15 protein-coding genes are annotated in these 18995 nt (G+C 41.0%); 10 read left to right on the plus strand and 5 right to left on the minus strand.

Features of this window, described 5'->3' with window-relative positions; all coding sequences use genetic code 11:
• Positions 1–7: 7 nt before the first annotated feature.
• On the minus strand, positions 8–763 hold the full coding sequence (locus tag P20439_RS08620) for a hypothetical protein (protein WP_008466188.1): 756 nt from the start codon (positions 761–763) through the stop codon (positions 8–10).
• A 302-nt stretch (positions 764–1065) separates the two neighbouring features.
• On the opposite strand from P20439_RS08620, the gene cysB reads away from it, so the two are divergent.
• The gene (gene cysB, locus P20439_RS08625; protein WP_008466190.1) at positions 1066–2043 is read left to right on the plus strand and encodes an HTH-type transcriptional regulator CysB; all 978 of its coding nucleotides are present in this window, start codon (positions 1066–1068) and stop codon (positions 2041–2043) included.
• 65 nt (positions 2044–2108) lie between these two features.
• Here cysB and P20439_RS08630 read toward each other — a convergent pair whose 3' ends face one another.
• The 3 genes from P20439_RS08630 to pabB form a co-directional block, all read right to left on the minus strand.
• Positions 2109–3485, minus strand: coding sequence for an L-serine ammonia-lyase (locus P20439_RS08630; protein WP_008112780.1), 1377 nt, complete (start codon positions 3483–3485; stop codon positions 2109–2111).
• A gap of 101 nt (positions 3486–3586) precedes the next feature.
• Positions 3587–4162 (minus strand): CoA pyrophosphatase, encoded by a 576-nt coding sequence (locus P20439_RS08635; protein WP_008466192.1) that lies wholly within the window; start codon positions 4160–4162, stop codon positions 3587–3589.
• Complete coding sequence (gene pabB, locus P20439_RS08640) at positions 4155–5477, minus strand: aminodeoxychorismate synthase component I (RefSeq protein WP_083834479.1); 1323 nt, start codon at positions 5475–5477, stop codon at positions 4155–4157. The genes P20439_RS08635 and pabB overlap by 8 nt, the downstream gene beginning before the upstream one ends.
• A gap of 201 nt (positions 5478–5678) precedes the next feature.
• On the opposite strand from pabB, the gene P20439_RS08645 reads away from it, so the two are divergent.
• The 7 genes from P20439_RS08645 to P20439_RS08670 all read left to right on the plus strand — a co-directional run bounded on the left by P20439_RS08645 (position 5679) and on the right by P20439_RS08670 (position 16683).
• Complete coding sequence (locus tag P20439_RS08645) at positions 5679–7205, plus strand: fumarate hydratase (protein WP_008112774.1); 1527 nt, start codon at positions 5679–5681, stop codon at positions 7203–7205.
• 433 nt (positions 7206–7638) lie between these two features.
• A complete protein-coding gene (locus P20439_RS08650) occupies positions 7639–8679 on the plus strand; it encodes a Glu/Leu/Phe/Val dehydrogenase (RefSeq protein ID WP_008466197.1) in 1041 nt (346 codons plus the stop codon).
• A gap of 151 nt (positions 8680–8830) precedes the next feature.
• Positions 8831–9493, plus strand: a complete 663-nt coding sequence (locus tag P20439_RS08655; RefSeq protein WP_008466199.1) for a CatA-like O-acetyltransferase — start codon at positions 8831–8833, stop codon at positions 9491–9493.
• Between the two features lie 116 nt (positions 9494–9609).
• Entirely contained in the window at positions 9610–10509 is a 900-nt protein-coding gene (locus P20439_RS18980; protein ID WP_008466200.1) for a two-component regulator propeller domain-containing protein, read from the plus strand.
• Positions 10476–12491, plus strand: a complete 2016-nt coding sequence (locus P20439_RS08660; RefSeq protein WP_008466202.1) for a ligand-binding sensor domain-containing diguanylate cyclase — start codon at positions 10476–10478, stop codon at positions 12489–12491. Before P20439_RS18980 ends, P20439_RS08660 begins: the two co-directional genes overlap by 34 nt.
• A gap of 94 nt (positions 12492–12585) precedes the next feature.
• Complete coding sequence (locus P20439_RS08665) at positions 12586–13410, plus strand: M90 family metallopeptidase (protein ID WP_008466203.1); 825 nt, start codon at positions 12586–12588, stop codon at positions 13408–13410.
• A 99-nt stretch (positions 13411–13509) separates the two neighbouring features.
• On the plus strand, positions 13510–16683 hold the full coding sequence (locus tag P20439_RS08670; RefSeq protein ID WP_008466205.1) for an amidohydrolase family protein: 3174 nt from the start codon (positions 13510–13512) through the stop codon (positions 16681–16683).
• Positions 16684–16829: 146 nt separating this feature from the next.
• Here the strand turns inward: P20439_RS08670 and P20439_RS08675 are convergent, their stop codons facing one another.
• Positions 16830–17192 (minus strand): hypothetical protein, encoded by a 363-nt coding sequence (locus P20439_RS08675; protein ID WP_008466207.1) that lies wholly within the window; start codon positions 17190–17192, stop codon positions 16830–16832.
• 150 nt (positions 17193–17342) lie between these two features.
• Between P20439_RS08675 and P20439_RS08680 the strand changes: the two genes are divergently transcribed.
• Both P20439_RS08680 and P20439_RS08685 read left to right on the plus strand, forming a co-directional pair.
• Positions 17343–18095: a Nif3-like dinuclear metal center hexameric protein gene (locus tag P20439_RS08680; RefSeq protein WP_008466209.1), complete on the plus strand. Its 753-nt coding sequence runs from the start codon at positions 17343–17345 to the stop codon at positions 18093–18095.
• Between the two features lie 219 nt (positions 18096–18314).
• Complete coding sequence (locus tag P20439_RS08685) at positions 18315–18881, plus strand: DedA family protein (protein ID WP_242376030.1); 567 nt, start codon at positions 18315–18317, stop codon at positions 18879–18881.
• The last annotated feature ends 114 nt before the right edge of the window (positions 18882–18995 follow it).

The following is an 18995-nucleotide window of genomic DNA, read 5'->3' on the forward strand; positions in this document are numbered from 1 at the left end:
TAGCGAATTACCATTTCTTTTTCGGTGCAAACAGCACATCTAAATCATCTTGCTCTTGCTCATTCTTTTTCTTCAATGATGTGGCATTGGATGCCTTTAGTTCATTGCTTATTGTTTCTAGGTAACCCTCAACTTCAGCTCGTTTTGCCGTAATGTAATCATCAGTAAATGATACACTGTTAAGCGTCGCCGATGCTTTTTCAAAGTATTGCCTAGCAGATCCTATCATCCCGGCTGTTTGCGCTGCTATACCACGTTTTATTTGGCTTTCAATGTTTATTCTTAGCTGCAGTTTTTCAAGGCGCTTATCTTCTGCAATAAATACCTGGCTGTCTACTTTGCCTTTATTATGCTCAGAACGAATAATAGTACGAAGCTTTTTAATACCCTGTATCAGCGATATCAGTTGTTTGTCGTTACTTGGTAATACAAAGCCTTCAGAGCCGTCTTGAATAGGGTTTTGCAGTCGCTCTTTCGCTTCTTTTAAGCGATTTTTAAGCCCGCTACCACCGCTTGAAATAGATACCATATTACTGAGTGCATCATGAATACGACGTTGTAATACTCGCTGAGTTGCCTCTGAGAGTGGGATGTTGGCACTATTCATCAGTGCTTCTTCAGTTTCTTCAATGATAACTTTTTGTTTTGTTAGCTCTTTACGTCGTTCAGCTTCTTGTTTTTCTTTGTGTTGTTGAACAGCACTAACCCATAGTGCGATGACGATAAGCGCAACAATTAGTACAATTATAATGGAAACGATCATGTTATAATTCTCAAATTCTTAACCTTATCCACTAATCTTACATTAAATATATAAAAGGTGGGAAACTTTGCGCTGATTAACTAAAAAAAGTACCAATATAAAGCGTTTAAATCTTAATATGTTATGTTTGGTTTACTGATAATCATTGCTACCTCAACTTTACTTATTGTGTTAACCTGAAATTTCAATAAATTAATTGTTATATTGTGTAACTTTAATCAGCCTTTTATATAGTTAGTTACCTATTAATTATAGGGTGCGCTTTAATCTGTCAATGTGAATTATAACGAAACTACATAGCCATGAAATTACAACAACTTAGATATATCGTAGAAGTTCAAAATCATAAATTAAACGTTTCAGCTACCGCTGAGAGTTTATTTACCTCCCAGCCTGGTATTTCTAAGCAAGTACGTATGTTAGAAGATGAACTAGGTGTACAAATTTTTGGCCGTAGTGGTAAACATTTAACTCACGTTACAGGTGCTGGCGAGGAAATCATTAATATATCGCGAGAAATACTCTCAAAAGTTGAGGGTATTAAAGCGGTGGCTAATGAGCATACGTTGCCCGATCAAGGTAAACTTAATATTGCGACTACGCACACGCAAGCACGTTATGCGTTACCAAGCGTAATTAAAGGCTTTACCCAAAAATACCCAGCAGTGTCATTGCATATGCACCAGGGTACGCCGCAACAAATATCTGATGCAGCTGCCCGCGGTGATGCAGATTTTGCCATTGCTACCGAAGCACTGCATTTATATTCAGATTTAGTTATGTTGCCTTGTTACCATTGGAATCGTAGTATTGTGGTTGCTAAAGATCATCCTCTTGCGAAAAAAGTCGATAACTTAACAGTGGCAGATATAGCGCAGTATCCTTTAATCACTTATGTATTTGGTTTTACTGGTCGTTCTGAGCTTGATAAAGCATTTAACGCCTACGGTCTTGAGCCACATATTGTATTTACCGCCACCGACGCCGATGTTATTAAAACATATGTGCGCTTGGGACTAGGTGTCGGTGTGGTTGCATCTATGGCAATTGATCAGGTAAACGACAGCGACTTAGTGTGCATTGATGCTAGCCATTTATTTGAAGCGAGTACGACTAAAATTGGTTTTAGAAAGGGCAGCTTTTTACGTACCTACATGTATGATTTTATAGAACGTTTTGCACCGCATTTAACCAAAGAGCGAGTAGAGCGAGCAAGTTTGCTGCGTAATCAAGAAGATGTTGATAAATTATTTGCTGATATCGAATTACCGGTTAAATAACAGCTACACAGTAATGAAAAAGCCGCTTAGTTTTACAACTAAGCGGCTTTTTTTATGCTATCTAATTAGCACTCGATAATATTAACGGCCAGTCCACCGCGAGCGGTTTCTTTGTATTTTGTTTTCATATCGTTACCCGTATCGAGCATGGTTTTTATTACTTTATCCAGCGATACTTTTTGCTCACCACTACCGCGTATAGCAAGGCGCGACGCATTAATTGCTTTAATAGCGCCCATTGCATTACGTTCAATACAGGGGACTTGCACTAAGCCGCCAACAGGGTCACAGGTTAACCCTAAGTTATGTTCCATACCAATTTCAGCGGCATTTTCTACGTGTACCACGTTACCACCAACAATTTCAGTCAGCGCACCAGCAGCCATTGAACAGGCAACACCAACTTCACCTTGGCAACCCACTTCAGCACCTGAGATAGAGGCATTTTTTTTGTATAAAATACCAATAGCGGCCGCGGTTAATAAATACCGAGTAGCAATGTCGCGATCAACTTCTTTGATAAAAGTATGATAGTACATTAATACGGCTGGTAGGATACCAGCTGCACCATTTGTTGGTGCAGTAACCACACGACCGCCTGCTGCATTTTCTTCGTTTACAGCTAATGCGAATAAATCAACCCAGTCCATGGCGCGCAGCGGATCGTTACTGACTTCTACATTAAGCTTTAAATATAAGCTTGGCGCACGGCGTTTTACTTTTAATCCGCCAGGTAAAATACCTTCGGTGCGCATACCTCGCTCAATACAGGCTTTCATTACTTGCCAAATATTAAATAGCTCATCTTTAATGGCTTCTTCACTGCGTAACGTTTTTTCGTTTTTCATCATTAACGTTGATACGCTGTAACCCGACTCTTTACACATTTCGAGTAATTCTTTAGCCGAGCCAAACGGGAACGGGGCTGGGTTTTCTTCACGGATATCTAAAGCGGCTTGTTTTTCTTTTTCAAACTCTTCATCCGTAACAATAAACCCGCCACCAATAGAGTAGTAAACTTTGCTATATACTTTTTCGCCATTGTTATAGGCAATAATTTCCATTGCGTTGGAATGTTTAGGGAGTGTCTTTCTGCGATGAAAAACAATAGCGCCCTGCTTAGGGAATTTAGCTTTATGAGTTTGGTTTAGGTAAATAACCTGTTCTTTTTCAATTTTAGCGAGTATGTCATCCACTAAATCGGCATCAATGGTTTCAGGATCATAACCGGCTAAGCCAAGTATTACTGCTTTTCCCGAACCGTGGCCAACACCTGTTTGGCCCAGTGAGCCGTAAAGCTCTACTTTTACATCGGTCACATTTGCTAATAGTTGTTGCTCGTTTAGGTCATTAACAAATAAGCGTGATGCACGCATTGGGCCAACGGTATGTGACGATGAAGGGCCAATACCAATGCTAAACATATCAAATGCACTGATCATAATGTGTGTCTCTACTTAGTTTTCTCAGCATTAAGCTGTTCTTTGAACGGTCGACTATAATAACGTGGAAATCCAGGTGTGTAACCCTTATTAGCAAAGATTTAAACTGGTATGGCGAGTTGCTTTGTAAAGTTTTTAATAATACTGGCCGTTGCTCCCCACAAAAGTCCGTGAGGAGTGATGAAGCCATTTAAAGTTAGGGTTCTTCCATTACGTTCAAAGGGGATTGGTTGCCAATTAGCTTCATTACTTAACGCTTCGATAGAGAGCAAAAAGCTGGCTTGTACTTCGTTATGATCGTTCTCCCATACCGTTTCTTTTTTAATCAAGCCCACAAAAGGACGTATGGTAAATCCAGTCAGGGTAGAGTATTCCGGCAGCTGACCTAAAACTTGAACATTATGCGGGGCAATGTTTAGCTCCTCATGTAATTCACGTAGCGCTGTGGTGCGCAAGTTAATATCATTAATTTCAAATTTACCACCTGGTAAGCAAATTTCTCCTGAGTGATGATGTAAATAGGTTGGTCGCTTACACAATAAAATGTGTGCTTCGTTATCTATATCAATCAATGGCAGCATTACTGCGCTTGCGCGCTTTTTTTTATTATCTTTGAGCTGATCCACGGCTAAACTGCGGTTTAATTGAAAACGAGCCGAAATGGTTTCACTATTCAAAGCGACCTTCATTTAATATAGGAAGTATTTTATTTACTTTATCGTAAGTTTCTTGATATTCCAATTCGACTTTTGAATCAGCAACAATACCACCCCCAGCCCAACAATATATTTGTTGTTGATGTGTGACTAAAGTTCGAATAGTAATACTGGTATCCATATTGCCGCAGCCACTAATGTAACCAATAGAGCCACAATAAATGCTACGTCTATGTGGCTCTAGTTCTTCTATTATTTCCATGGCACGGACTTTTGGTGCGCCTGTAATTGAACCACCGGGAAACGCAGCTTCCAGTTGATCAACCGCTGTTTTACCCTCATCAAGGGTTGAGGTGACCGTACTCACTAAATGGTGTACCGCCGGAAAACTTTCAATAGCAAATAATGAGGGCACAATAACCGAGCCCGGTTTAGCGACTTTTCCTAAATCATTTCGCAGCAGGTCCACTATCATGACATTTTCGGCGCGGTCTTTACTCGAATTTGCCAATAATGTGGCTTGTTTAGCATCCTCAAGGGCATCTGCTTTGCGAGGTAAAGTCCCTTTAATGGGTTTTGTTTCTACTTTATTGTCGTGTACTGCAATAAAACGCTCGGGTGAGATTGACAAAATAGCGCCCTGGGGATGATTAATAAAACTAGAAAAAGGCGCTTTATTAGCCTGAGTTAATTTAACATAGGCGCTCCAAGGCGAGCCTTGGTAATGTGCGCTAAAACGCTGCGCTAAGTTAATTTGATAGCAATCACCACTTTTTAGGTATTCTTCAATCGCGGCAAACTTTTCGCTATAGCTAGTCTGACTCATATTTGACTGCCACGGTGATGTAAGCGAAAAGCTTTCGTGTTTAGTTGGTTGCGCTAAATGATGTTGATACAGCCAAAGGCGGTCTACATTGGGCTGCGAAACATAAAACCACGTGCGCAGTTGTTTATCGTAAATCAGTGCATCGAGGTAAAGTCCAACCGCCATTTGCGGTAAATTTATGTCGTTTAAAGCGCTGCTTGGTAGTTGCTCTATAGTACGGCCTAAGTCATAGCCAAAGTAACCCAGCCAGCCACCATTAAAAGGTAAGTTGTTGGCAGCTTTAGTGCTGTCTAACTTTGCCAGTTCATTATTCATTATTTCAAAGCAGCTTTTAGCACTCGCTTGGTTATTAAAAACAGTTTGATTATTTTTAACTTCCAGGGTGCTTTGAGGTTCAATCGCAATCATGTCAAAACGACTGTTTATGTGATCGCTATCACCCGAATCTAGCAAAATAGCGTAGGGTAAATGAGCAAAATGCGAAAATACCTCAATACAATTTTGTGATATGGCTAATTCAACACAATTTTTTTATTGTTTAGCATTTACTACCCCTATAAGAACTGGCTCCAAACGGGCTGGGAGGGTATCATAAGTCAAATTTATTTGGCAGCGTTTAGTGAGCGCTGTGGTTGAAAACAGTTCGAACCACCGTCACGGGTTTGATATCGCTTACGTGCTGCGTGAGTAACAACAACTTAAGGAACCACTATGAGTACAATTCGTCAGCAAGACTTTATTGATAGCATTGAAGATGCCTTGCAATACATCTCGTTTTACCATCCTCTTGATTTTGTTCAAGCACTAGAGAAAGCGTATAACAAAGAACAAAGTAAAGCCGCTAAAGATGCGATTGCGCAGATTTTAATTAACTCGCGTATGTCGGCAGAAGGTAAGCGCCCACTGTGTCAAGATACCGGGATCATCACTTGTTTCGTAAAAGTAGGGATGGATGTTAATTGGGATAAAACCGACTTAACAGTACAACAAATGGTTGATGAGGGAACGCGTCGTGCGTACTTAAATCCAGATAACCCTTTACGTGCATCGATTGTTGCAGATCCTGCGGGAACACGTAAAAACACTAAAGATAATACGCCATCAGTGGTTCACATTGACTTAGTTGCAGGCGATAAAGTCGAAGTGATGGTCGCTGCTAAGGGCGGCGGCTCAGAAAACAAAAGTAAAATGGTGATGTTAAACCCATCTGACGATGTGGCTGAGTGGGTAGAAAAAACGCTACCAACAATGGGGGCGGGTTGGTGTCCACCTGGCATGCTAGGTATAGGTATTGGTGGCACTGCAGAAAAAGCAGCGGTAATGGCCAAAGAGTCATTAATGGATCCGGTTGATATTCATGAACTAATTGAGCGCGGCGCAGAAACAACAGAAGAAAAACTGCGTTTAGAAATCTTTGAACGTGCGAATAAGTTAGGTATTGGTGCGCAAGGCCTTGGCGGTTTAACCACGGTTGTTGATATTAAAATTAAAACGGCGCCAACTCACGCGGCTTCAAAGCCAGTGGTTATGATCCCAAATTGTGCTGCTACGCGCCACGTTCACTTTACCCTTGATGGTTCAGGCCCTGCGAATTTAAAAGCACCTAAATTAGAAGATTGGCCAGAAGTGACTTTCGAAGTGGGTGAGGGCACACGCCGTGTTAATTTAGATACTCTTACTAAAGAAGACACTAAAGAATGGAAAATGGGTGAAACCGTTTTACTCTCAGGTACTATTTTAACGGGTCGAGATGCTGCTCATAAGCGTCTTCAGGATATGATCAACTCAGGGGAAGGTTTACCTGAAGGTGTCGATTTTGATAACAAGTTTATTTACTACGTTGGTCCTGTGGATGCAGTAGGCGATGAAGCAGTAGGTCCAGCGGGTCCTACAACGGCAACTCGTATGGATAAATTTACCGACATGATGTTAGAAAAAACCGGCATCGTGGGAATGATTGGTAAAGCTGAACGAGGCCCAGCAACGGTTGAGTCTATTAAAAAGCACCAGTCAGTGTATTTGATGGCGGTAGGCGGTGCGGCATACTTAGTATCTAAAGCTATTAAAAAAGCACGTGTTGTTGCCTTTGAAGATTTAGGTATGGAAGCTATCTACGAATTTGAAGTAGAAGATATGCCAGTAACAGTTGCCGTAGACAGTGAAGGAGCAAATGCTCACACCCAAGGCCCTGCTATTTGGAAAGCAAAAATTGAAGAGCTAGACAGCAAAATGAAGTAAATTTTTACTTAAAAAGCAATCATATAAGCGAGCACTGTGTGCTCGCTTTTTTATTTACTTTTACTTTTGCAAAGACTTATACACCTCAGACCAGTTAATGCTGCGTAGGCAATTAGTGTATAAGCCACTGTATTTTAAGCTGTAGTGTACTTTTTTAGGGTGTATGGTTAAGTTTACAAATAACTGCAAGATGACGTTCACGTAAGCGTAAACCTTAATTGCGATGGTGTTTTTAGCTTTTATACTTAATCAAATGGTTATTTTTGGAATTTTTATGCTTACTTTTAACGATAAGTCATTTTATTTTTCACTTTGACGCGCTTTATTTGGTTTATCTACTCATAGTGTGGCGAACCATTAACTGAAGTGATAAAGTCTCGACAATTTGTAGCGTGCTTGCCCAAAGGGGCCCATTATTTTCGGAGTATTTAAAGTGGTTGTATTTAATCAAGTTGAATTTGATAACCATGAACAAGTGGTTTTTTGTTCAGACAAAGCGTCTGGTTTAAAGGCCATTATTGCGGTACATAACACAAACTTAGGCCCAGCTGTAGGCGGTTGTAGAATGTGGGATTATGCCAACGATGAGGATGCAGTATACGATGTGCTGCGTTTATCAAAAGGGATGACCTATAAAAATGCCGTAGCACGCTTGCCATTTGGTGGTGGTAAATCGGTTATTATTGGTAATGCCAAAGAAATCAAATCAGAGCAGTTATTTCGCGCATTTGGTCGCCAGTTAGAGCGACTAAATGGTAGCTACTACTCAGCAGAAGACGTAAACATTACCTGTGATGATGTGGCGTTAATGAACAAAGAAACAAATTACGTGCTAGGCCTTGAAGGAAAAAGTGGTAACCCTTCGCCGTTTACAGCCTATGGTACGTTTTTAGGTATGAAAGCAGCGCTTAACCATCAACGCGGTATTCAAGACTTTTCTGGTATTAAAGTGGCTGTGCAAGGTTTAGGTGCAGTAGCTTATGGATTATGTAAACATTTGTCTGAAGCTGGTGCTGAGTTATTTGTTACCGATATTAATCAAGCTGCAGTAGATCGTGTAGCAAATGATTTTGGCGCAACCGCAGTTGGTATTGATGAAATATACGACCTAGATGTGGATGTTTATGCACCCTGTGCATTAGGTGCCACTATTAATGACACAACAATCCCACGCTTAAAAGCAACGATAGTGGCAGGCTGTGCAAACAATCAACTTGCTGAATCACGCCATGGTGAAATTTTACGTGAAAAAGGTATTTTATATGCGCCTGATTATGTAATAAATGCAGGTGGTATTATTAACGTTTATTACGAAACTGCACCAGAGGGTTACAGTAAAGAGGCTTCTAATAAACACGTAGAAAGAATTTACGATACACTTAGTGAAATTTTTACCCGTAGTGAAAAAGAGCAAAAATCAACGCATTTAATTGCCGATGAACTGGCACAAGAAATTATTGAAAACGGACTTTAAGTTTCCACTCGGTTTAAAATAGGAGCGAAATACGCTCCTTTTTTACACCTTATGTAAGACTTTGGTATAACTACACCCAAAGCGTCATTTTAGTTAATGCGAATATAGATAAAGCACGGTAAAATTTAGTTTTACACTTTATCTATATTTTATGTCCTCTACTGATTTTTCTATTACCCCTCTTGATTTTGAGCAATGGCCTCGAAAGCAACACTTTGAGTTATTTCAGCAGTTCACTCAGCCTTATTTTAATGTGTGCGTACAACTGAATGCGAAAAAGTTATATACCGCCTGTAAACAAGCTAATATTGCTTTTTTTCATGGTTATATTTATTGCTTATTAAAAGCCTGTCATCAGTATGAGCCGATGATGCTGCGCATTATTAACCAAAAACCTTGTTACTTAAGTGCTACGCGGGCAAGTGTAGTCGAGCTTGCCGATGATGAGTCGTTTCGCTTTAGTTATTTTAAATTACACGAGTCGTTAAATGAATTTTCCCGTGAGGCGAAAGCTATTAGCGATACCACAAAATTAAACCCGCTGTTTTCTGATGCTTTTGCGGCAACAGAAGGGCAAGCTGATTTAATTCACGTTTCTGTTTTACCTTGGTTAAACTTTAGTAGCTTTTCGCATGCGTTTACCCAGGGTCAAAGCTGTGGCATTCCTAAATTTGTGTTCGGCCAATACAACCCTAATACCGGCGAAATGCCACTCTCCATTGATGTTCATCATGCGTTGTTGGATGGGCTTCATGTCGCTAAATTTATAAAGCAATTGCAGTATACATTTGATAATTTAAGTAATAATAATTAATGAAAAAGTTGTAAATTTTATGTTATTATTTGCCAGCAGTGCTTTTAACTTAAATTGTCACTCTAAACTTACCCAAATATAAAAATTAATAATTATAATTATAAAGGCAATATCTGATGAATCGCTTGGTGATTTTATGCTTCTTGTTGGTGATTTTTACTGTTGATGCTCAGCAACAGACTCGCCTGCCGTTGCGCGATTATTTTTTTGAAACGTGGAATACCCGTTCGGGCCTTCCTCACAATAGCATTAATAGCCTTGCACAAACACAAGATGGCTATTTATGGGTAGGTACTTGGGAAGGGATTGCCCGCTTTAACGGTCAAGAATTTAAACTATTTACCCGCTCAGAAATTACCGATTTGCCTGACTCAGGCGTACGTGCGCTTACCCCCACATCCGATGGCGGCTTACTCATAGCCGGAGCGCGCGGCGGTATTAGTTTATATCAACATCGCCAATGGGACACTCAACCACCTGCCCAAGCTATGGTTAATCATATATTTAAAAGTAAAAATGATAACTTGTGGCTAGCGCTTGAGAATGATGGTGTGTTTTATCGTTCAGCTAGTAGCACTCAAGACATCCCAATAATACAAAATGTCAGTGCGTATCGAATCATTGAAGACCCCAAGGGGGTTATATGGGCTGCAACCAGTGATGGCCTGTATAAAATAGTCAACTACAAACCCACTTTGATGACGCCACAACAAGGGTTACCAGATGCACCTGTATATACTCTATTGATTACCCGTGAAGGACGCCTTGTTATTGGTAGTGAAAGAGGTGCGCGAGTATTAAATGGCAATGTGTTCGAGTCACCCCATCCACAGCTTAGTGCTGAGTCGATTTCTAGTTTATTAGAAGATAACCATGGTGATTTGTGGTTTGGCACCATTAATAAAGGTGTTTTTAGGCTTAGCGTCGATGGTTTAGAGCAATTAGATGCAAAAATGGTTTACCCGCCAACCGTATTCTTTCTTTGTTACAAGACAGAGAAAATAGTATTTGGGTAGGCACCAATGCTGGTGTATTTAGGTTAAGAGAAGCGCCGTTTTCATCGTGGGGCAAAAAGCGAGGTTTGTCTAGCGATTATGTCCGCACGGTCCTGTCACATTCTGATGGCAGTTTATGGATAGGGGGAAGCACTGGCTTAGATCGGCTGCAAAACAATAAAATTACCCATATTAAAGGCACTAAGCAAGGCTCTCCTTATTCAGTATTGAGCTTACTTGAACAAAGCCAAGGTGATGTCTGGGTAGGCACATACACTTCGGGTGTTTTAAAAGTGGTTAATAACGAACTCATACCTTATTTAAATCGTGATAATGGCCTTGGTAGTAATGAAGTGCGCTCGTTACTTTTTGATTCAAAAAATCGTTTATGGATTGGTTCGGCTATGGGACTAACACGAGTTAATACCGACGGCAGTTTAGTGCAATTTACTAATGAGAAAGAGTTGCCGAGTGGTTTTATTCTGGCTTTGAGTGAGGATAAAGCCGCTAACATTTGGATAGGAACTGGTAATGGCGTGGTGGTTTACAATACCAATACGGAGGAATTTCAACCAATCCAGTTCCCTAAAGCGTTTTCGGCTCAATATGCGTTTGGCTTTTATATTGACGATAAATATACTTGGATGGCGACCGATAGAGGTTTATTGCGTTATCAGCATGCAAATGGGCATATGACTATTTTAGGACGAGAGCTAGGATTACCGGTCGATAAGCTTTTTCAAATTGTGCCGTTTAAAGACTCACTCTGGCTATCAAGTAACCGTGGCATTATTGAAGTTAATTATAAACAGGTTAATGAGCTACTAGATTCACCTACAAACAATAGTCAGTCGTTAGCTTTTCAATTATATGATGAAGGCGATGGCATGCTCAGTGCGCAAGCTAATGGGGGGTCAACGCCTTCGGCTACAGCGCATTCAGATGGTACTATTTGGTTTGCCACTGCAAAAGGGGTAAGTACGGTTAAACCCGCGCGGTTAAAAGAAGCCACTGAAATACCGTTACCGACCATTGTTGAGAGTTTTTCTGTGGATGGTAAACCCATGTTATTGCCTGTTGATGGTGAAACACTTGTTTTGCCACCTGGAGTTACACGGCTGTCGTTCCATTATGCGGGCTTAAGTTTTATTATGCCGCAGCGATTAAACTTTCAAACAAAAATGAAAGGTTTTAATAACGAATGGATCAACCGTCAACACATAGCGACTGCTGAATACACTAACTTACCTGCGGGCAAGTATTCTTTTGCTGTACGTGCAGCCTATCCAAATACTGATTGGCAACAAAATCACAAAGTCGTTAACTTTGAAATTCAATCGCACTTTTGGCAAAAAACAAGCTTTAAGTTATTAGTATTTTTTATTTTTGTTGTTGTTATATACAGCGCATATCGTTATCGCTTGTACCACTACAAACAAGTAGAAAAAGAATTAACCAGCCGAGTGGTGAAGCAAACGCAAGCACTGCAAGAGCAAGCCAGTGCCTTTGCCTATCAAGCCACACACGATCAGCTTACCGATTTACCGAATCGCCGCGCATTTGATGGCTGGCTGGCGGATAACTTTTCAGACTTTAAAGCATGTAATAAATCACTTGCTATCGCTATTATGGATATTGACCACTTTAAACGAATTAATGATGGCTGGTCTCATTTGATTGGCGATCAGGTTATATGCGAAGTCGCCAATATTCTTAAAGCGCATTGTAAAGGCGAGCAAGAAGTGGCTCGTTGGGGCGGTGAAGAATTTACATTTGTATTTCCTGACATGAATACTGTGCAAGCACAGCAATTATGTGAGCAATTACGCAAAGAAATCGAAAATAAAGATTTTTCGTCTATTGCCCAGGGGCTTAGCGTAACCGTGAGCTTTGGTGTTTCTGACTCAGATAACGTCGATGATTACGATCGGTTATTATCATATGCTGACCAAGCTTTGTATAAAGCTAAAAACAATGGCCGAAATCGAACTGAAGTGGTGTGATTGAAAAACAGCTCTTCAGTACCCATATTATTTAAATAATCGAGGACGCGGTGTTTTAGCGTTAAAGCTAAATGGTTTGACTTAGGGTGAGCCAATGATAAATGCGCTATTAATTTTTGTTTTAATTGTATTTATTATAATGTTTTGGCGCTGGCCTGATATTCAAAATGCCGTGTGGCACCGTAAATACAGTGATTTATTGTTAAGTGAGCAACAACACACGTTGTTACTGCGTGCTATGCCCATATACAACAAAATGACCGATGCAGAGCGAGCCAAGTTAGCATCCCATATTGTGTGGTTTTTAAATGAAAAGCGTTTTGTTGGCTGCGATGGGTTGCAACTAACGGAGGCAATGAAACTCATTATTGCCGCCGATGCCTGCTTGCTGGTGCTTAACAAGCCTTGGCCTTTGTATAAAAACGTAAAAGAAATTTTACTCTACCCCAGCGCGTATTACGCGCCCCAATCAAGCCGCGATAACGCAGGCCTTGTCAGTTTTCATAATACAGTAAGGCAAGGTGAATCGTGGCCGGGGGGAACATTGGTGCTTAGCTGGCATGATGTGCTTGAGGGCAACCGCTTACCCAGTGATGGGCATAACTTAGTGTTTCATGAATTTGCACATCAACTTGATCAAGAAACCGGTAAAACCACCGGCACGCCACTACTTGCATCACAGGCAAAATACCAACAATGGGGGCGAGTATTTAGTCGAGCGTTTTCGCAGTTAAAAACACATGCTGCTTATAGTATGCCGCATGTAATACATAGCTATGGAGCCACCAATGAGGCTGAGTTTTTTGCGGTGATCACCGAAACATTCTTAGAGAAACCTGCCGATTTACGCCGTGAAGACCCTGAAATTTACCATTTGCTAGTGGATTTTTATCAATTTGATCCTATTGTTTGGCACTGATTTTATGCACTTCATCCTATTACGCTGGTAACTTGCTGGCGTTTTTGTTGCAATCATGTAATAGATCAACACACAGCAACAATAATAAGTGAGATAAGCATGAAAAAAATGCTGCAAACAGCACTCGCGTTATCGGTTTCATTGGCATTAGGCCACGCACACGCAGAGCAAACAGATGAAAAAAAATGGCAAGTTGATTCACCTAAAGGGCAATTTGTTGATGCATCTATTAGTGTAGAGCAAGGCACATGGATGAATGTCGATATAAGTCCTGACGGAGAAACCTTAGTATTTGATTTACTTGGCGATATTTACACCATGCCAATGAGTGGTGGTAAAGCGACTAAAATAACCTCAGACATTGCATGGCAAATGCAGCCGCGCTTTAGCCCAGATGGCAAGCACATTGCTTTTACATCAGATCAAGGCGGTGGTGACAATATTTGGATAATGGATGTTAACGGCGAAAACCAAACCGCCGTCACTGACGAAACATTTAGATTACTCAATAGCCCTGCGTGGAGCCCTGATGGCGATTATTTAGTTGCACGTAAGCATTTTACCGCCAGTCGCTCGCTAGGCGCAGGTGAGGTCTGGCTTTATCACAAAGCCGGCGGTAAAGGGGTGCAACTGACTAAACGTGAAAACGATCAAAAAGATTTAGGTGAACCCATGTTTTCACCGGATGGTCGGTATGTTTATTTTTCGCATGATGCAACCCCGGGTAAAACTTTTCATTATTCAAAAGACTCTGTTGCCGGTATTTATAAAATTAAGCGTTATGACCGTGAAACAGGCGACATAGAAACCATTATAAGTGGCATGGGCGGGGCAATCAGACCAACTCCGTCGCCAGATGGTAAAAAACTAGCGTACATAAAGCGTGATGACTTTCAAACCAGCCTGTACTTATATGATTTAACCAGTGGTGAGCATATTAAGCTATACGACAAGCTAGAGCGCGATATGCAAGAAACGTGGGCGATTCATGGCGTATATCCTACTATTGCGTGGACCCCAGATAACGAAGAGCTGGTATTTTGGGCTGGTGGCACCCTTCATAAACTCAATGTCGATGATAAATCAGTTAGCGATATTGCATTTAAAGTAGACACCACGAAAAAAATTCAAAAAGCAGTGCGTTTTACTCAAAATATCGACACTGATGAGTTTGATGTAAAAATGCTGCGTAATGTGCAAATTAGCCCTGACGGTGAAACCGCACTTTTTGAAGCATTGGGCTATATTTACAAGCGCGACTTAGAATCAGGAAAAATAAAGCGCTTAACTAAGCAAACCGATCATTATGAGTTATTCCCGCAGTATTCTCGTGATGGCAAAAACATTGTCTACACCACGTGGGATGATAACGAACAAGGCACCGTGCGTGTCGTCTCTGCACGCAGTGGTCGTGGCGACACTATTACACAAGAGCCGGGAAAATACGTAGAGCCAACATTTAGTCCAGATGGCAAAACCGTGGTGTATCGTAAAGCCAGCGGCGGCAGCATTTTAAACCCTAAGTGGTCACTGCATCCTGGGGTATACAGTGTTAGTGCTAAAGGCGGAAAAAGTGAGCTCATTTCTAAAAGTGGCTATCAACCTCAGTTTGGCAGTGCCAACGATCGTGTTTATATTATGAGCCCATGGCCTAAGCCGACATTAAGTGTGGTAGAGCTTGAAAGTAAAAAAGTACGTAAACTGTATGAGTCAGAGCACGCCACTGAATTTAGAGTCTCTCCTGATGGTGAGTATTTAGCTTTTGCTGAGCGCTTTAAAGTATTTGTTACTCCATTTGTAGAGCGCGGCAAAACGATAAATATTGGGCCCAAAGACAGTCAATTTCCAATTGAGCAACTATCTGTACGCGCCGGTGAAAACATTAGCTGGAGTGCCAACAGCAATAAACTGTATTGGACACTGGGGCCTGAGCTTTACCATGCCAGTTTAGAGGGTATGTTTGCTATTAATAAAGCGGATGATAAAGACGTTAAAGTAAAAAGCGGTACTAACATAGGCTTTAGTAAAAAAATGGCTGAACCGCAGGGCATGATTGCATTAACTGGCGCTAAAATTATTACCATGGAGGGTGAAAAGGTCATTGAAAATGGCGTTATTGTTACCGATGGCAAACATATCAAAGCTATTGGTACTGCTGCTGGTGTGAGCATTCCTAAGGGGGCAAAGGTCATTGATGTAACAGGTAAAACAATTATGCCTGGCATTGTAGATGCCCATGCTCATGGCTCACAAGCCAGTGATGAAATTATCCCGCAGCAGAACTGGAAAAACTTAGCAGGTCTTGCGCTGGGTGTTACTACTATTCACGACCCATCAAACGACACCACTGAAATATTTACCGCGAGTGAAATGCAAAAAGCGGGGATGATCGTTGGTCCGCGTATTTTCTCTACCGGTACTATTTTATACGGCGCGAATATGCCTGGGTATACCTCGCATATTGATTCATTAGATGATGCTAAATTTCATTTAGAGCGCCTTAAAAAAGTGGGTGCGTTTAGTGTTAAATCTTATAACCAACCGCGCAGAGAGCAGCGTCAGCAAGTTATAGAAGCAGGGCGAATGCTTGAAATGATGGTAGTCCCTGAAGGGGGGTCATTATTACAACATAACTTGAGTATGGTAGTCGATGGCCATACAGGCATTGAGCATTCAATTCCTGTTGAACATATTTATGACGATATTAAGCAGCTATGGTCACAAAGTGATGTAGGTTACACACCTACATTGGTAGTTGCCTATGGCGGTATTTGGGGTGAAAACTACTGGTATGATAAAACGGACGTATGGAATCATCCACGTTTAAGTAAATTTGTGCCTAAAAACCAATTATTACCGCGCTCAATGCGCCGAGTTAAAGCACCCGATCATCACTATAATCACTTTAACAATGCTCGCGTAGCGGCTGAGTTACAAGATTTAGGTTTACTTGTTAATTTGGGGGCGCATGGTCAACGTGAGGGGTTAGGTGCGCATTGGGAAATGTGGATGTTTGCCCAAGGCGGCATGACGCCACTGGAAGCAATTAGAGCATCTACACTCGATCCGGCAAAATATTTAGGCCTAGATAAAAATGTGGGTTCATTAGAGGTCGGTAAACTGGCAGATTTAATGGTTATTGATGGCGACCCACTGAAAAACATTCGTGATTCAGACAAAATTGATTACACCATGATCAACGGCCGTTTGTTCGACGCAGCCACCATGAACGAAGTAGGCAAAAAACAGCGTGAACCATTATTTTTTGAATAATGCAGCTATTTTTTAGTTAATAAGCGGCTATTTAGCCGCTTTTTTTATGCTGTATTTGCCTTATTATTTTGTGGTTAACTAAGTTAAGTTATAAGACATAAAAAAACCGCTTAACGCGGTTTCTTTTAAACTGAGCACTCAGTAAATTACACTACACCGCGCGGTAGGCGACAGTCGTGATCTTTACGAGCAAGCTCTACTATCCAAAGCTCTTCTGCTGTGTAACCTTCTTCGTTCTCAGTGATTACGGTGAAAGGCGCTTTTTTCTGTGCTTTTACAGGAGCAGCTTTTTTAGTTTTTTTAGCAGGTGCTTTTACTGCAGCTTTTTTTGTAGACTTACCAGAGCTTAATTCTTCAGTTAGCTCTGCTACATCAGCTAGGCGCATATTCTTGCCGCCATCAATGCTGTACCAGCCAGGTTTAGTTGTTATTTCAGGTTTTTTACCGTTGGCAGCTTCATATGCAGCTTCAAAGGCAGATAACACTTCTGTTTTGTCTAGTTTGCTCATCAGAGACCCTATACGTTGTTTACACAGATAAAGAAGAGGTATTTATACCTATTTTAGAACTGTTTTTCAATTTTTTGCGATTTTCCTTTCATTTTTACCCCATAACCGCCAAAATTTGCACAAAATTCAGTGCAAAGTAAGGTGAGTTATATGCAACGTAGAGAATTTAATCAACTATTAAACAATCTGTTAAAACCAGACACTATTAAGGATTTTTGTCCAAACGGACTTCAAGTGGAAGGTAAAAACGAAATACGCACCATCGTCACAGGCGTAACGGCAAGCCAAGCGCTTATTGACGCCGCGATTGAAAAAAATGCCGACGCAATTTTAGTACATCATGGCTATTTTTGGAAAGGTGAGTCGCAACCGATCACTGGCATGAAGAAACGCCGCGTGGCTGCGTTACTCGCCAACGACATTAACTTATTTGCCTATCATTTGCCGTTAGATATTCACCCTGAAATGGGTAATAACGCACAGCTGGCGCAATTGCTCGATATTGAAATTGAAGCAGGCCTTGAGCCCGTCAACAACAGTGTAGCCATGAAAGGGCGTTTAAAAACACCGTTAACGGGCAGTGAATTTGCTGACAAAATCAACCAAGTGCTTAATCGAGCGCCATTAACGAGCTTAGTGCGCACTGGTAAAATTGAAACCATTGCCTTATGTACCGGTGGTGGGCAAGGCTATATAGATTTAGCAGCCGAGCAGGGGCTAGATGCGTACTTAACCGGTGAAGCATCAGAACAAACTATACATAGTTCTCGCGAGCAAAATATCGACTTTTTCGCTGCAGGCCACCATGCCACCGAGCGATACGGTATTAAAGCGCTGGGAGAGCTTCTCGCAGAGCAATATGGTTTTGACGTAACATTTATTGATATAGATAACCCTGTGTAAACGCTTGCCGTAAAAGCAATGTCATTAATGTAACCTACTCATCATTTATCCTGAGTAGGTTATTTAAAATCTTCAAAATAACTAACTACTTTATCAAGCCACAGGAAGCTTCTATTCCATTGGTACATAACAGATCTTTCGCTGCAATTATCCCGTTTAAATTAAAATGTTATTTTCTCGCCGCCAGGCAATTCAACGTAAAGGTATAAAATGGAAGGCATGTTAGCTTTAATACAGCAATATGGGTTGTTGGTTTATCTGTTACTTTTTGGTTATTGTGCTTTAAAAAGTGGGTGGTTACCTTTATTTGCAGGCTATGCTGCACATACCGGTGCACTTGATGTTGGCTATGTTGCTCTGGCAGCTTTTATGGGCGGATATTTAGGGGATGAATTACGATTTGCTCTCGCAAGAACATATGGCACTACATGGATTGAAAAGCCAAACCGACTAGGTCGGTTATTTAAAACAGCCTCTGAGCTTGCAAATCGTTATGGCACTGCCTACATTTTTTTATATCGGTATCCAAAAGGGCTTCGTACTATTGGTGCTCTCCCGATTGGGCTCACCTCGATTAGTTGGCGCCGTTTTAGCCTATTAAATGCATGCTCTGCACTGGCTTGGGTCGTTGTTTTAGTTGGTGGAGGCTTCACTTTTGGCGCTACCTTTGATTCTTTAGGGGTTGAGAACTTAACAGCCCTCAGTTTATTATTTCTTTGTGTATTCTTGCTTACACTGTATCGTCTTTGGAACCAAGCTGCAGAGGTTAAAACTCATCAACAATAACAAATATAGGCTTGTTTATAGCTGATAGTGTTTTTTATTTTTTAATACCCCCTGTTAATAAACTAATTGCCGCAGTTTTTCACGGGGGATAATATATTTAGCTAAATAAAGATT

It is taken from the genome of Pseudoalteromonas sp. BSi20439 (assembly GCF_000241165.1).
Classification (GTDB): domain Bacteria; phylum Pseudomonadota; class Gammaproteobacteria; order Enterobacterales; family Alteromonadaceae; genus Pseudoalteromonas.